This is a genomic window from Flavobacterium polysaccharolyticum (assembly GCF_038739875.1).
Classification (GTDB): Bacteria; Bacteroidota; Bacteroidia; order Flavobacteriales; family Flavobacteriaceae; genus Flavobacterium; species Flavobacterium polysaccharolyticum.
In genome coordinates, this window is sequence record NZ_JBCGDP010000015.1 from 36509 (window position 1) to 52294 (window position 15786).

Annotated in this window: 15 protein-coding genes; 6 read left to right on the forward strand and 9 right to left on the reverse strand. The window is 33.4% G+C overall.

Going from position 1 to position 15786, the window contains the following annotated elements:
• Positions 1-252 precede the first annotated feature (252 nt).
• Positions 253-1230 carry a hypothetical protein gene (locus tag WFZ86_RS14490; protein ID WP_342692590.1) on the reverse strand — a complete coding sequence of 326 codons (978 nt, stop codon included), beginning with the start codon at positions 1228-1230 and terminating at the stop codon, positions 253-255.
• Between the two features lie 401 nt (positions 1231-1631).
• On the opposite strand from WFZ86_RS14490, the gene WFZ86_RS14495 reads away from it, so the two are divergent.
• The 3 genes from WFZ86_RS14495 to WFZ86_RS14505 all read left to right on the forward strand — a co-directional run bounded on the left by WFZ86_RS14495 (position 1632) and on the right by WFZ86_RS14505 (position 2574).
• Positions 1632-1772 carry a hypothetical protein gene (locus WFZ86_RS14495; protein ID WP_342692591.1) on the forward strand — a complete coding sequence of 47 codons (141 nt, stop codon included), beginning with the start codon at positions 1632-1634 and terminating at the stop codon, positions 1770-1772.
• Positions 1773-1850: 78 nt separating this feature from the next.
• Positions 1851-2198, forward strand: coding sequence for a type II toxin-antitoxin system PemK/MazF family toxin (locus WFZ86_RS14500; RefSeq protein WP_342692592.1), 348 nt, complete (start codon positions 1851-1853; stop codon positions 2196-2198).
• Positions 2199-2265: 67 nt separating this feature from the next.
• On the forward strand, positions 2266-2574 hold the full coding sequence (locus tag WFZ86_RS14505; protein WP_315141226.1) for a hypothetical protein: 309 nt from the start codon (positions 2266-2268) through the stop codon (positions 2572-2574).
• A gap of 55 nt (positions 2575-2629) precedes the next feature.
• Here WFZ86_RS14505 and WFZ86_RS14510 read toward each other — a convergent pair whose 3' ends face one another.
• The 4 genes from WFZ86_RS14510 to WFZ86_RS14525 all read right to left on the reverse strand — a co-directional run bounded on the left by WFZ86_RS14510 (position 2630) and on the right by WFZ86_RS14525 (position 8221).
• Positions 2630-3391 carry a GLPGLI family protein gene (locus WFZ86_RS14510; protein ID WP_342692593.1) on the reverse strand — a complete coding sequence of 254 codons (762 nt, stop codon included), beginning with the start codon at positions 3389-3391 and terminating at the stop codon, positions 2630-2632.
• An 83-nt stretch (positions 3392-3474) separates the two neighbouring features.
• On the reverse strand, positions 3475-6258 hold the full coding sequence (locus WFZ86_RS14515; protein WP_342692594.1) for an outer membrane beta-barrel protein: 2784 nt from the start codon (positions 6256-6258) through the stop codon (positions 3475-3477).
• Between the two features lie 235 nt (positions 6259-6493).
• A complete protein-coding gene (locus tag WFZ86_RS14520; protein WP_342692657.1) occupies positions 6494-7483 on the reverse strand; it encodes a glycosyltransferase family 9 protein in 990 nt (329 codons plus the stop codon).
• A gap of 132 nt (positions 7484-7615) precedes the next feature.
• A complete protein-coding gene (locus WFZ86_RS14525) occupies positions 7616-8221 on the reverse strand; it encodes a DUF4254 domain-containing protein (RefSeq protein ID WP_159688985.1) in 606 nt (201 codons plus the stop codon).
• Positions 8222-8310: 89 nt separating this feature from the next.
• Here WFZ86_RS14525 and upp point away from each other — a divergent pair, with 89 nt between their 5' ends.
• Entirely contained in the window at positions 8311-8964 is a 654-nt protein-coding gene (upp, locus tag WFZ86_RS14530; RefSeq protein ID WP_342692595.1) for a uracil phosphoribosyltransferase, read from the forward strand.
• Here the strand turns inward: upp and WFZ86_RS14535 are convergent.
• Complete coding sequence (locus WFZ86_RS14535; RefSeq protein ID WP_342692596.1) at positions 8959-9888, reverse strand: DUF6427 family protein; 930 nt, start codon at positions 9886-9888, stop codon at positions 8959-8961. The genes upp and WFZ86_RS14535 overlap by 6 nt on opposite strands.
• Positions 9889-10036: 148 nt before the next feature.
• Here WFZ86_RS14535 and WFZ86_RS14540 point away from each other — a divergent pair, with 148 nt between their 5' ends.
• A complete protein-coding gene (locus WFZ86_RS14540; protein ID WP_064715919.1) occupies positions 10037-10267 on the forward strand; it encodes a DUF6341 family protein in 231 nt (76 codons plus the stop codon).
• 81 nt (positions 10268-10348) lie between these two features.
• Here the strand turns inward: WFZ86_RS14540 and purD are convergent, their stop codons facing one another.
• Entirely contained in the window at positions 10349-11623 is a 1275-nt protein-coding gene (gene purD, locus WFZ86_RS14545; RefSeq protein ID WP_342692597.1) for a phosphoribosylamine--glycine ligase, read from the reverse strand.
• A gap of 153 nt (positions 11624-11776) precedes the next feature.
• On the opposite strand from purD, the gene WFZ86_RS14550 reads away from it, so the two are divergent.
• Positions 11777-13090, forward strand: a complete 1314-nt coding sequence (locus tag WFZ86_RS14550) for a phenylacetate--CoA ligase family protein (protein WP_342692598.1) — start codon at positions 11777-11779, stop codon at positions 13088-13090.
• 562 nt (positions 13091-13652) lie between these two features.
• Here WFZ86_RS14550 and WFZ86_RS14555 read toward each other — a convergent pair.
• Positions 13653-14429 (reverse strand): glycosyltransferase family 2 protein, encoded by a 777-nt coding sequence (locus tag WFZ86_RS14555; RefSeq protein WP_342692599.1) that lies wholly within the window; start codon positions 14427-14429, stop codon positions 13653-13655.
• A 1-nt stretch (position 14430) separates the two neighbouring features.
• Complete coding sequence (locus WFZ86_RS14560) at positions 14431-15780, reverse strand: exopolysaccharide biosynthesis polyprenyl glycosylphosphotransferase (protein ID WP_342692600.1); 1350 nt, start codon at positions 15778-15780, stop codon at positions 14431-14433.
• Positions 15781-15786 lie beyond the last annotated feature (6 nt).

Sequence of the window (15786 nt, forward strand, 5' to 3'; positions counted from 1 at the left end):
AATAAACGAAAACTTCTCTGAAAAGGGAAGTTTTTTGGTTTACAAAAGTTTCATCACTGCTACAATCCCATTCACTATTCTTGATATCATTGATACTATAAGCTTTCTGGATATTGCCTACTTGTGTCTTCCTCTTGGCATTTAGCAAGGACTACTTGAGTTCCGTAAAGAGGGCTTCGAAGGATAAATTGAAAACAAAAAAGTCGGAAGAAAAATCTCCCGACCATGACAACTAAATCAAGAACTTTTGTGTTATATAATTTTTAAATCCGCCATAACTTTAAATTCTCCTTCTGTCAATTGATTTGAAACATTTGCTCCCCAATTCATTCCTCCTGGCATGTACAGCCAAAGTATCTCATTTGTTTCACAGTCTACAATTATTTTAAAATATACTATTGTAGAAAGCTGTACAACCATCATATTTGACTTAACAATTCCGTAAGGGGCTGTATATAAAACAGCACAATTTTTCGATTTGTTAACAAGCGCATCGTTTAATTCAGATTCAGGAACAAACTTTAAATCTCCACCGTAATTTTTTATTGCTGCTTCTTTTGTTCTACCCTTCGCCAACATATTATCCTCAACCAACAATGTTTTCCCTTTTAATTTTGATACATTTTCTTTAGCCATTTTTTCAGCATATTTGTCAAAATTTAAAACTTTGTTATTAGCAATAATCCAATCCACATTCGCCTGTAAAATTGATAAAGCGTATTTATAGTCAGCTTCTGATAAAGATTTATCATTATTTAAATGTCTTGACGGTAGATAAATCTTAGAATCTGTTTTAACAATATTGCTTTCAATTCTAGTAAATGCAATTGCAGGAACATTTTGATTTGTTTTAATTCCCCAATAACCTTTATCATTTAATTGAACTAGTCTTAAAACTGCATACGATTTATTCTTAGCTTTTTGTAAAGCTTCAATTTCAGTAGCGGTTTTAAATTCCATTTTATCAGTATAAATCCAATATTTTTGAGCATAAACTTTAAAATCTCTATTAAAATCAGCAATAAATTTTTTATAGTCTTCTAATTCTTCTGCTTTTTTTGGCTTACTTAATTTCTTTAAAACATCTGGGTCTTCTTCCAAAACTTCAACAATTAAAGATCTTGTTTTTAATTGTTTGAGCTCATCAGGATCTCCATAGAAATTAGTATTAATCTGAGCTTTTGAAACTACAGAAGTTAAAAGAAATAAATACAATACGATTCTTTTCATACATTTTGTTTTAGGTTAATTTGAATTCAAAGTTAAAAAAATTAACAAACCAAATTGTATGAAAAACAAATATTTTACTTTTTAGATTTGCTATAAATAGTAATACATCTGTTTTAGTCCTATATGATTAAAATTCAAGATATAAATTAAGTAAGTGTTTTTTTTAAGATGCAATTTGACAAAATCCTAATTGCACAAAATTTTAACCTCCCCTATCCGAAATATTCATCCAAAAAGCAGTGAAGGTCTCCTGAGTATTTGCTTTTGAAGTAAGCTTCCAACAAAAAAAATTAACAAAGTCAATTCCTATTAGGAGATTGTATTCCAACCTTCAAAATAGTAGTCAGCGTTCATTAGTATATACAAAAAAGATATACTTTTGTGTTATAAATTTAAAGCTGATGAAAACAGTATCCTTAAAAATTGACGATTCCATCTTCGGAGAAACTGAAAAAATACTTTCTAAGATTAGTATACAAGAAATAGATACATCAACGACACTATTGAACATTACAACAAGATTCAAAAAAGACAACTTTTAGAAAAAAAACTAAAAACAGAATCCGCCTTAGTAAAAAATGATTCGCTAAATGTATTGAAGCAATTCGAAAAAATAGACTATGCAGATTAATCAATATGAAATTTGGATTGCTGACTTTAACCCTCAAATAGGAACAGAAGCTGGAAAAACAAGACCCGTTTTAATTGTTCAGACCAATTTGTTGAACAACATTTCACATATTTCTACAGTTATTTGTCCTCTCACAACAAATATCCAGGAAGATTCCGATATTTTAAGAGTTCATTTAAAGAAAGGAATGGCAAATTTAAAAGAGAATTGCGATGTAATGATAGATCAAATAAGAGCTATTGATAATAAAAGATTGGTAAAAAAAGTGGGGGTATTACCAACAAATTTGATATCTAAAATTAAAGAAAATATAGCCATAATTATTGACTTAGAATAATACAGCATTGTCAAATTTTCCTAAAATCCTCTGTGATTAATAACAAAAAACTTAAAATCTTCATAGTATGAAATCCATACGAGAAATTTTTAAAAACAAAGACTATCTTTTGGACGAGCCAGAAGTTGAAGAGCTTATGGACTATTGCGAGGCCTTGCAAGATGAAATTGTGGAATTCAAATTTCAACAAGCTAAAAACAAGGAATTGGCGATGCTCGATATGCTTAAAGAAGTGCTCAAAGGTTGCAACGCAATCGAAAAAGAACAAATGGAACACGAGCGTTTTGGTTACGAAGCTCCGAATTATCAAGCCACTATTTCGAATTTGAAAAGCTATATCCTAGAACGCTGTCGAGACGAGAAGATTTATTTATGATGAAATCCAAATTCCAATAACTATACTCTTGGAATTTGGATTTTTTCATTGATTACTATAAAAAAGCATTCCACAAGAACATATTTTTTTGTCTTTTGTTTTCTTCTTTATCCTCACCATAGGTAAACCAATCTTTTGTTTTTTCTTCCATCAACGATTTTAAACCCTTTATGTCATATGTTTTTTTGGCTACAATAGGCTTTATAATGGTAGTATCTTTAACTGAAACATCTACTTTAGTAGCTACATAAGAAGTATATAACCTTGGAATAGTAAGCCCCAAAATCATACCTGGCAAACCACTTATTGAAACTGGACCACCAGGAATCGTAATTTCATCAGTGTAAAAAGCAAATACATAGACGTCATCAAATATTTTACCAACCGCTTTTCTGCAATTATACCCCGCAATTTCTCTGTTTTCATTGGTAATCTTCCATTCTATTTTTGGGATACTATCAGTTACAACAAAATTAGTACCTATAATTTGCTTTTGCATATTGAATATTCCTAAATTAAAATCAAAATACCAGCTGTTTTCTTCATCTGAATCTTTAAGGTATTTTGGAATTCTTGTTTTTGGACTCCATCTATCAAATTTAAATACGCTTTTATTATCGGCAAAAGTGTAGTTGAAATAAGAAATTTTAAGGTCCGAAAGATTGTCCTTCATCATCTCATCCCAGCTATCATTGCTCATCGTCTTTTTTAGATTGGTATTTACTTCGTATTCAATTACAGCTTTATCTACAAATTGCTGAGCAGTTGATGTTATTGTAAAAAAGAGTGCCGTTATAAAAAAAAGTATTGTTTTCATTGTTTTTAAGTTGTGAGTTAAGATTACAGATGATAGAATTTTTATTAAAATTTCTGTTTATTATAACCTAATTAGCCTTTAATCTATTTTTTTTCTGTTTCTCCTTTATTTTTAAAATTCCAGGTAAAACCTATCATAGCATATCTTTTTAGCCTATCGTTTTGTTCCTGACTAATGGTGTTTCCAGAAATATTTCTTTGTATGCCTATGTTTTGATTCAAAATATCGCGTACCATAAAATAGGCCGTAAATTCGTCGTTTTTAAAAGTACGTTGTAATCTAGCATTCCACAATTGGTTGGTTAGATTGTCTTGAAAATCAACCGTTTTTTGTCTTGTATTTAAACTATAATCTGTAGATAGTTTCCATTTTTCTGCAAAATAAATACCCATATCTAAGCTCAAAGTATTGGTGTTAAACGATTTGATTTCATTGTTTTGAGTAGTACTGTTGCGATTATATGTAAACCTATTACTTAAGTTTATATCATATTTCTTTTGTTTGGACTTACTTAAATAAACCGAAAGTCCTGTGTTTAAATTCTCAGAACTACCCATTATAGTATTAATACTAAGTGCTGATTTAATGTAACCAAAAAATGGACTGAAGTCAGCTCTTATATCTAGTTTCTTGATTTTTAATCCGTATCCTAAATAAAAATTTCCTGAGAAATTTCCATTAGTATTAATAGGCCTAGAAATAGTTTTAGCTGATTCTGGATCTATTATACTACTATAGATAATGGCATTAGTGGTTGTGTTAAAATAAATTCCTTGATAGAATTGAGTTTCCGTCAACATATCGTAACTACTCTGAAAAATTTCTATTCTATTATTAAAAGATTGTTTTAAATCTGGATTCCCTAACGTTTGATTAAAAAAATCTTGATTATTTCTTAATGGTTGTAATTGATCTAGAGTAGGCTGAATGGTTGACCCATAATAATTAACCCTTAAGTTGCTATTGCTTTTATACTTATAGGAAAAACTTGCCGATGGAAAAAAGTTAGTATAGCTACGTTTGTATTCTTTATTCATAGTTTTATCCAACAAATCAAAAGAAGTAAAACCAAAACCACTACCTATACTATAATTGATTTTTTTGGCATTGTAACTCAATTTTAAATTGGGTCTGTGCGTAATTATTGCTTGGTCAAATTCATTTGACAATGAAGCCACCAATTGATCGTACAGTCCTGTATTTGCTGAATAATCATAAGTGAAATAGTTGTTTTTACCTTTATCAAAAGCAATTTGATAAGCAAACTGAAGTGAAAATTGTTTAGCAATAGGTTCAGAATAACTAAAACTAGCTGAAAAGTTTTTAGTTGTTTTATCTCCTATTTTATTTTGATCTACTTCATTTTTTGTGTCAAAAACACCATTCACGTAACTCTCGTTTGAGGACTTTAAAAAATTATTCGAATTGGTATTCATCATATTCCAACTACTATTTACAGTAAAAGTACGACGCGGTTTAGCAAATTTATGTTTAAACAAAATACTAGCAAACAAAACTGCCTTATCTGAATTTGTGGTAAAATCTCGCTGTTGTTTATTTTTTAATATTCCACCATTTCCTGTTGTAGTTCCGTTTGTAAATTCATCACTTTCTGTATCATAAAAATTTGAGTTCGCTGTAATTTTCAAGGAGTTTACTGAATCTAATTTTACATCATAAATAGCTTTGAGTTTAAAATTACTTCGATTTACATTTGTTACTGTCGTCTCATCTACATTCAATTGCGTATCTCCAACTTGTGATTGAGAAAGTCTACTATTATTATTAGTATAAATTTGCTTATTGAATTTTGGAGATACATTCAAATTTTGTTTTTCATTCCACTTATTAGAGTATTGTAATCCTGCATTGGTGTTCTTGATAAATCCATTTTGAGTATCTACGTATGGTTCACCATCGTTATTATCGCCTACCCATTCATAATTTACATTTCCATCATCATCCATATTCATACTGAAACTATCATCGCGAGATCCAAATTTCTCACTATCCTCCCAACCCAGTCCATCTTGACCAGTATTTCCGTTTAATAAAAATGCAGATAGTTTTCTTTTGCCTTTAAAACTACTAAACATTAGATTGGTATTGTATCGGGAATCAGCATCTGTAAATGGTTCGTTGGCACCGTCTATTTTACCAAAATATCCTTTCTTCTTGTCCTCTTTTAATTTTAAATTAATTGTTTTTTTAGTATTACCGTCATCTATTCCTGTAAATTCGGCTTGATCACTTTTCTTATCAAAAACTTGTACTTCTTTTACTGCATCGGCTCGTAAGTTTTTTACCGCCATACCTGGGTCATCTCCAAAAAATTCTTCACCATCTACCAAAACTTTTTGCACCGTCTCACCCATAGCTTTTATGGTTCCATTTTTATCTACTTGTATTCCAGGTAACTTTTTTAAAAGTTCTTCTACGTTTGCGTTTTCACTTACAATAAAATCACTTGCTCTGTAACTGGTAGTATCCCCTTTGATTTTAATCGAACCTGTTTTGATAACCACTTCGCGGAGCAGTTCTATCTTGCTTTTCAAAGCAATTGTTTCCAATTTATTTTCGTTTTCCTTAATAATTATAGGATCTATATAATCGGCATATTGATAATGTGAAGTCATCAGGATATAGTTTCCTGCTTTTACATTTTTAAAATTAAAATTTCCCTTTTTATCGGAACGGGTAAACTTATATAAAATAGAATCTACGGGAGTTAATAAAGCAACAACTGAATTGTAAACGGGTGCTTTTTCATTTCCATCGGTTAGAGTACCCGAGAGATGTGCTTGTTGAGAAAAGACTGGAAATGAACATAAAAACAAAATTGTAATTAATCCTGTAATTCTTTGCATAAATAGTTTCTGTTTAATTGTATTAAAATTTCACGATAACAAAGCATCTCAAAAAATACTCTATTCTCTTAGATTTTACTCTTACTTGTAAGAGCAAACTCACAGGGAGCCAAAGTAGTATTTTTAATACGAATTAATTAAAAGCTATTAGTTAAAAAATTGATAAAATTATTCTTTCAATAAAAACACTAAGGAAATATTAGGTTTAACTAAGAATGCAACTTAATTTACTGACTTATAACAATTTCAAAGCTTTTAAAATAGAATCAACGGCAATCGTTCGCATAGCGTCTTCATAGCCTTCTACTTTTTTATTGCCATACACCGAAGTGGGTAACTTTGGAAACAAATTTCTATCAGCCACCAAGGCATTTTCTATGGGTTGATTAAAAGGCGAAAAACCAGCGTAAGGATGGGTTGCTCCCCAAAGCGTAATGACTTTTACGCCCAACATCGCAGCTATATGTGCATTGCCTGAATCCATAGACAACATCACGTCAAGGTTACTAATCAATTGTAGTTCTTGTGTAAACTTGATTTTTCCTGCTACATTGATTACATTACCAAATGGCTTGGCGAAGGCATCCAATAGCTCCGTTTCTTTTTTCCCTCCACCAAAAAGCAAAATAGTTTGGTCTTGATTAACTGCTAATTTTGAAATGACTTCCTGCATTAAGTCCAAAGGATAAACTTTCGATTCATATTGTGCAAAAGGAGCAATTCCAATTAATTTTTGATTCGGATTCCCAATGCTTTTCAAAATTTCATCGGACAAAACCGCTTTTTCAGGAAAGATAGGATTGGATAAATCTAAAGTAAAACCCAGTGCTTCAAAAACTTGGCGATGTCTTTCAAACATCGTTGTCAAAGGTTTGAAAACCTTATTTTCAGGACGTGTTAGGGCTTTTTTGCCAGCTCTGCCTTTATCTACGGCTACCACTTGCTTACCAGATAACCTAAAAAGGGTTCGCACAACCTGAGAACGAAGCACATTGTGTAAATCCACAAAAGCATCAATCTTCAAGGAATGCAATTCGCGAAAAAGGCGTACTAGTCCCAAAAATCCTTTGTGTTTTACTTTTTCGTCAAAAGCAAAAAAAGTAAGATTTGGAATGCCTTCAAAGAAAGGTTGAAAAAAAGGCCGAGAGACCATTGTAATTTTTACTTTGGGATACTGCTGAGCAAAAGAACGAATAACGGGTACGGTCATCGCCACGTCTCCCATGGCCGAAAGTCGGATAATCGCGATATGTTGTATAGTACTAGACAATGAAGTAACTTTTATAAAAAAAAGGAAATAAGAATTTTAAGTGGTACTTAACGCTCTTACTTCCTTTAATGAAGAATTAATATATTTTTATTTTTTATTCTGATATAAAACTGGGTTCAATTCATCGTCGTTGTACATTTTCATTTGTTTGTACACCTTCATAAACTTGTCACCGTTTTCAATATCTTGCAACAAATCGTCGATGGCTGTAGACAAATCGGTTCTTTGTTCTAAAAGGATATTTAACTTGGTTTGACAATTGTCTCTGTGTTCTTGAGAAGCTTCAACACGAGTTGCTTCTTCGTTCATATGATAAATTTTCAAAGCCAAAATTGATAAACGGTCAAATGCCCAAGCCGGACTTTCAGAATTGATTTTAGCTGAATCTTTTACCGCTACACCACTGTATTTTTGAAGAAAATAACTATCGATGTATTCTACCATATCGGTACGTTCTTGATTCGATGCATCGATTTTTCTTTTCAAAGTCAAAGCTGCAACAGGATCAATATTCGGATCACGGATGATGTCTTCATAATGCCATTGTACAGTGTCTATCCAATTTTTCAAGTATAATAAATGCTCGAACTTTTCTTTCGGGTAAGGATTATTTATCGGTTGATCAACGCTATCAAATTGATGATAATCTTTGATGCTTTGCTCAAATACGGAATACGCTAATTTTGAAAACATATCTTTTAAATTTTTAAAAGACAAAGATACTTTTTATACTTTTATAGTATTCAAAATTTTACAAAAATTAAATTTCAAATTCGTTTATCATGCAAATCCATAATTTATCGGAATCAAATAGTGTTTTAAATCATTTTTTAGCACAAATCCGCGATGTCTCCATTCAAAATGACAGCCTTCGTTTTCGAAGAAATATTGAACGTATTGGCGAAATTATGGCCTATGAATTAAGCAAAGTAGTGGCATATGAAGACGTTACCATTTCAACACCTTTAGGGACAAAAGGCACTACAAAAATCAAAGACCCTTTAGTTATTTGCTCCATACTTCGAGCTGGGTTAACCTTACATCACGGTTTTTTGAACTACTTTGATGCTGCCGAAAATGGTTTTATTTCTGCTTATCGCCATCATCCAAATAATGATGATTACTTTGATATTTTGGTCGAATACCAAGCCGTAGCCGATATCGAGGGCAAAAACGTACTTCTTGTTGATCCAATGCTAGCCACTGGACAATCTATCGTTGCTGTTTATAAAAAATTAGTAGAGGAAAAAACACCTACGGCGCTCCACATTGCGGTAGTTATCGCTGCACCTGAAGGAATCGCTTACTTAAAAGAACATTTGCCCAGCACTTGTCATTTATGGATTGGGTCGATCGACGATAAATTAAACGAAAAAAGTTATATCGTTCCTGGACTAGGAGATGCTGGCGATTTGGCTTACGGCACTAAATTATAGTTGTGTAAAAAAAGTAAACAAACTGCATACAATCAAAACACCCAAAATTAATTCTTGTTTTACCTGCTGTTGAAAAACCTCTAAGGCGTTGGTTCCCATTATGGCCAAAGGTGCAAAAGCAAAAAGCAATAGATCATTATTTTTATCCGGAGAAATAAAAAAAACAGCTATCGCAATTACAAAAAAAGCAATCATTTTTTTATAAGAACTATGCAATAATTGAGGTTTGTTAGAATAAGACAATAGCATAACAATTAGCAAGAAAAGAGACGCCGTCATAAAGATTGCAAATGCCCAATTTTGATAACTATTCGTAAAATAGTCTAAAGATAAGTCAACATACAACTTATCTAACCAAAACTCTTGTAAGGTTGTGGTTTCAAAAGTCAGAAATACTAAAAAACCAATCGCTGCTACCAATAGTGCTATGAAGGGTAAAAACCAATTTCTATAATCGCTAGATACATGAAAAAGCACCGATATAAATACCAATGCAATAAACAAAATACACCAAGGTTGCAAAATTGAAGCAACCAAAATCCATAAAGCCGCATCAAAAATTTTCTCTTTGGAAGCTTTTAAGGATTGTAAAGACAGTAATCGTCGCAAGGCTAAAAGCAAGAATAAATTTGTTACAATAATCTTCAAATTGTCAAACAAAGAAGGAAAGAAAAGCAAGAATAAAAAGAAAAAGAAAACAGTGTACGTACTGTCTTTGCTGAGTCCGTTTTTTTTGCAAACAAAATTGGAAATAAAAAGTGTTCCTACCAAAAGCAGAAAAATAAACACCTTTTGTGTTATCAACAGCACAGATTTGAACCATGCCAAATCTTGAAATTGATACAATAAAAAGAAAAACAACATCAAAATTACTACTAACGAATAATTTAATGGTGTAGATTTTTTAAAAACACTTGTAATCATAAGGATATTTTATACTTTTGTGACTGTAAATATAATACTTGTTTAAAAAGGAATTGCGCAAGTGCTAAAGATTCTTCATTTTTTGATTGCTTTTACTCTTTCGCTACTCTAAAAAAACTCAACACACATCCTTAATTTATATAAATATATGAAAGCATTTTTCGAAGCAATTCAATTTTTATTTGTAGACATTTTATTCAAACCACTAGATTTATTACGTGAATTTGAACTTATTTCTTGGTTTGGTGCCAATTTCATCAACTGGGTTTTTATGATTATTTGCGCAGCTGCGATTGTATATTGGATCAAACAATTACAAATTTTTGACGAAGCAGGAACTGAAAACCAAGACACGACTGCACATTCTTTCTTAAAATAGTTTATTTTCTATTTTAATTAAAATAAAAAAAGCCCAGTAGTGTTACATTTGTTTTACTACTGGGCTTTTCTATGGTAACTATTAAACCAAGTCGAATCCGATGTCTTTTCGGTAGTTCATTTTTTCGAATTGAATTTTAGATACATTATCGTAAGATTGCTGTAATGCTTCTTGAAAGTTTGAACCATAAGAAGTAATAGCCATTACTCGTCCACCATTAGTAACAACAGCTCCGTTGTCTAATTTAGTACCCGCATGAAAAACAATAGAGTTTTCTACGTTTTCTAATCCTGAAATCGCTTTTCCTTTCTCGAAATCTTCTGGATATCCTCCTGAAACTATCATTACGGTAGTGGCGCTTCTTTCATCAACTTCTAGATTGAATTCGTCTAGTTTTTCATTGGCTACTGCCAAAAATAACTCCACTAAATCTGACTTCAAACGAGGCACAACTACTTCTGTTTCTGGATCACCCATACGAACGTTATATTCAATCACAATAGGTTCGTTGTTCACGTTAATCAAACCAATAAACACAAAACCTTTGTACGGAATACCATCTTTTTGTAAACCAGCAATAGTAGGTTGTACAATTCGCGTTTCGATTTTTTCCATCAAAACAGCATCTACATAAGGCACAGGAGAAACCGCTCCCATTCCGCCAGTATTCAATCCAGTGTCTCCTTCGCCAATTCGTTTGTAATCTTTGGCTGTAGGCAAAATTTTGTAGCTTTTACCATCGGTTAGTACAAAACAACTCAATTCAATTCCGTCTAAAAATTCCTCTATAACGACTTTTGAACTCGCCGCACCAAACTTTTGACCTACCAACATGTTGCGTAATTCGGTTTGTGCTTCGGCTAAATCTTGAATAATCAAAACACCTTTTCCAGCAGCTAATCCGTCTGCTTTTAAAACGTAAGGCGGTTGTAGTGTCGCTAAAAATTCACACCCTTTTTCTACTGTTTCGGCTGTAAAACTATCGTAAGCCGCAGTAGGCACTTGGTGCTTCATCATGAATTCTTTAGCAAATTCCTTACTTCCCTCAAGTTGCGCTCCCAATTTTGAAGGACCAATAACAGGGATATGTTTTAAATCGGCATCATTCAAAAAGAAATCATACACGCCTTTTACTAATGGGTCTTCTGGCCCTACGACTACCATTTCTATGTTTTCTTTTATCACCACGGCTTTGATGGCTTCAAAATCTGTAGCACTAAAATCTAAATTGGTTGCTATAGTAGCGGTTCCTGCATTTCCAGGAGCTACAAATAGCGTATCACAAAGTGGACTTTGAGTCATTTTCCAAGCAAAAGCATGTTCTCTTCCGCCTGAACCTAATAGTAAAATATTCATGTTGTAGTTCTTTATTGTGTTGATTTTTCTCCTATTGAAGAAGTGGTGCAAAAATAATTGCTTTTGAACGTAAAAAATAATTTAATTGTAAAAAGTTCGTGTATATCTACCGATGCCCACTTAGATAGTTTATTTTTGATAAAATTTTATGCAATGTTTCGTCTTTTTAATTTAACCCTTCGCCTAAATGGTTTTCCGATTCGTGAAGCAGAATTGGAATTGGATACCATTTTTACCTTATCCGATGCCGAACACGAGGCCTTTGTTGCCCAAAAAAAGAACGAAATTGTGGCGTATCATTTAGAGAACAATGCTTTTTATAAAACATTGGTGGGGAAAACAAGCATTGAAAACTGGAACGATTTGCCTGTTTTGAATAAACAACATCTTCAAAAACCATTGGCGGAACGTTTGTCGAAAGGTTATACAACCAAAAATGTTTATCTCAATAAAACCTCCGGGTCAAGTGGAACTCCTTTCCTTTTTGCCAAAGACAAATACGCCCATGCGCTAACTTGGGCATCTAATATTGCACGATTTGGTTGGCACGGTATCGATTTTAACAGCTCCTATCAAGCCCGATTTTACGGCATTCCGATGGATTTTTTGGGCTATAGAAAAGAACGATTGAAAGACTTTTTGAGTCATCGATATCGCTTTCCTATTTTTGATTTGTCGGATAGGATTTTAGATGGTTTTTTGAAACAATTCGAGACCAAAAAATTCGATTATATCAATGGCTATACTTCTTCGATTGTTTTGTTTGCCAAATTTTTGCAGCGAAAAAACAAGGTGCTCAAAACGATTTGTCCAACGCTGAAGGTGTGTATGGTCACTTCAGAAATGCTTTTCCCAGAAGACAAAACCTTATTAGAAAAACAATTTGGAATCCCAGTAGTTAATGAATACGGCGCCTCTGAGTTGGATTTGATTGCCTTTGAAAATCAAGACGGAGCATGGCAAGTCAACGCTGAAACTTTATTTGTAGAAATTTTGGACGAGAACAATCAAGCGGTTCCAAATGGTACTCCTGGACGAATTGTCATTACTTCTCTCTTCAATAAAGCGCATCCTTTTATTCGTTATGAATTGGGTGACATTGGTATTTTGGATGAAAAAAGCACAGCAAAAAAGCCTATTCTCAAACAACTAATTGGTCGAACCAATGATGTCGCGCAACTGCCTAGTGGTAAAAAATCACCGGGGCTGACTTTCTATTATGTGACCAAAAGCATCATAGAAGACGACGGCAATGTCAAAGAATTTATCATCAAACAAATGCAAATCGATACGTTTGAAATTGAATATGTAAGCCAAACCGAATTAACCGCAGCACAAATTCAAAAAATCGAAAGTGCTATTGCCTTGTATTTAGAAAGTGGGTTGATTTTTACTTTCATTCGAAAAGAAAAGCTTGAACGAAGTCATCGTGGGAAATTGAAGCAGTTTGTTTCAATGCTAAAATAACTAAAGGACGGAAATTAATTTTGTGTCAATAAAGAGCCAAAGGCTCGATACATTTTGTAGGGATGGGTTTTAACCCGTCCACAAATAGAATCATACAACAAAGACCCATAGGGTCGGCACATATTATTTTATGGATATAAATGGATCATCCCTACGGGATTTATTGGGATTTTTACATTTACATCCAACGGATTAAAATCCGTTGCTACAATATACCCCGAGCCGATGGCTCTCTCGAATGAGAATAAAAGAAACGGATTGGAGTCAAAAGGTTTGAAGGTCGCAATTTGCGACCTTCAAATTCAAACTTGAAGTCACAATTTGTGACATCAAAACCGTAAAGTCACAATTTGTGACCTTAAAGCAACCAAAATCATAATTTTTGGAAAACGAAATACTACTTTCTGAAGAATTTACTTCTAATAAAAGTTGCTAACAAATAGGCTAAATCTCTCCTTTTAGCCCCGGGAGGAGCGGCATCCTTTGTTTTTTTTCTTTAAAAAAACAAAGATATAGCGGATCACGGGACGATGCTAGCTGATAAAACCCATTGTTTCTGCTCCTAAACAGTAACTACATTTTTGATATACCTAGGTTTTATGAGTAACTGTGTGAACAAGAAGCCGATCATAATGAACAAAGACACCACAAAATTATACCGATGAAATTGGCGATAAACGGCAAAGTTGTGTTGCAATAAGGCGACCTTGGAAGCCGAAAGCGAATTGTTGCGAATGCGGTAATAGGCCAAACTTTCGGGGATGGGTTTGGCGCTTTTCAATTTCTTTAGAATGGTGAGCCAAAGCATCCAATCTTGACGCTTTCGTATGGAAGAAATGGCGATTTTTTCGAAAAAATCTGCGTCGTAAATGCCTGTCAAGTTGCCCACATAGTTACAAAAAAACAATTGACGATAGGATAGATTTTTGGGAGCTTCGACTAATCTATTCAATGGATTTCCCGCTTCGTCTATGCATTCGTAAAAAGAAAAAGTAAACGGCTGTTGTTGTTCTTGCATAAATTGAAGCTGCCGTTCCAACTTATTGGATTTCCATAAATCATCGGCGTCCAAAAAAGCAATGTAGTTGCCTTGGCAATGATGGAGGGCATTGTTGCGTGTAACACCTGTTCCAGAGTTGGTTAGATTTTTGAAAATCCGAATGCGGTGGTCAGTTTGAGCTATATTTTGAGCTATAGTAACCGTTGTATCCGTTGAGCCATCGTCTACCAAAATTACTTCCCAATTCGGATACGTTTGTTGTTGTACCGAAGCAAGCGTATCAGCAATAAAATCGGCTGAATTGTAGGTTGGAATGATTATAGAAACTAGTTTTTCCATATTAATACGCTTTATCTTCTCCTTTGACCGTGTTGAAAATCGTCAAAAAAATGATTTTGATGTCTAACAAAATCGACCAGTTTTCCATATAGAAAATATCATATTTCACTCGGTTGATGATATCTATTTCTTTTTCTACTTCGCCACGATAACCTTTGGTTTGTGCCAACCCTGTAATGCCAGGTTTTACAAAATGGCGCACCATAAACTTATTGACGCGTTGCGCATACATTTCGGTATGGCTCACCATATGTGGCCTTGGTCCCACGACCGACATTTGTCCCAAAAAAACATTAATGAATTGCGGCAACTCGTCGATACTGGTTTTTCGCAAAAATCGTCCTACCCGCGTAATTCTAGGATCGTTTTTGGAAACTTGCTCAATATGTGCTTCTGGATTCAAATTCATAGAACGGAATTTGTAACAATCAAATTCGTGGTAATTCAGTCCGTTTCTTTTTTGCACAAAAAACAAAGGCCCTTTGGATTCTAATTTGATGATAATTGCCAAAATTGGGGTAAGCCAAGAGAGAATTCCAAGGATAACCATTAAAGAAAACAATAAATCAAAAACTCTTTTAATTCCTTTATTCAATGCACTATCCAAAACAATAGTTCGCAACGAAATTACTGGAATGTAATCGTAATAATCGAAGGTAAAGTTTCGAGAAAGGATTTGTTTTTCGTTGGGAATAAACTTCAAGGTCTTTAAGTTATTGTCTGCAAAATCAACCAAGTCCGAGATTTGTCTCTGACTCAGGTCGTCCATCGCGCAGTACATCTCGTCAATTTTATGAGCTAAAACATACTCACAACTTTCTTTAATATGATCTTTGCGATGATGCTCTAAATCGAATACTTTTTCTAACACATAGCCATAATCTGGATTTTCTGTAAAAAAATGCTGCAAAGGCGCTATGTTTTTTGGACTACCCAAAAGGACTACTTTTCTAAAATTACCTCCAAAAAGCACTCTGACTTTTTGCAGAAAAAAGTAAATCGCTAATTTAAAAAACAATACAACCGCTATAACAATCGAACTAAAAAAGAGCGTCTTTTGAAAACTAGCGCTTGGGTTATTGATAAAAATTACGGCTAACGAAAACAATGAAAATAGCATCCATTGTTTGAAAGCGCAATTCAATATAGCAATAACTTTGGTGTAGCGATAGACTTCATAAAATCCTAAGGTCGATGCAATAACCAACCAAGCCATAATCAAAGCAATAGGATTATACGAAAACAAAGGTAAATCGGTACAATGAATAGCCGCTACTAAAATGATTGCACTATCCAAAACATAGGAAAAGGGCCGAATGTATCCTGAATATCTACCGGTTTTGGTCTTCACTGATGA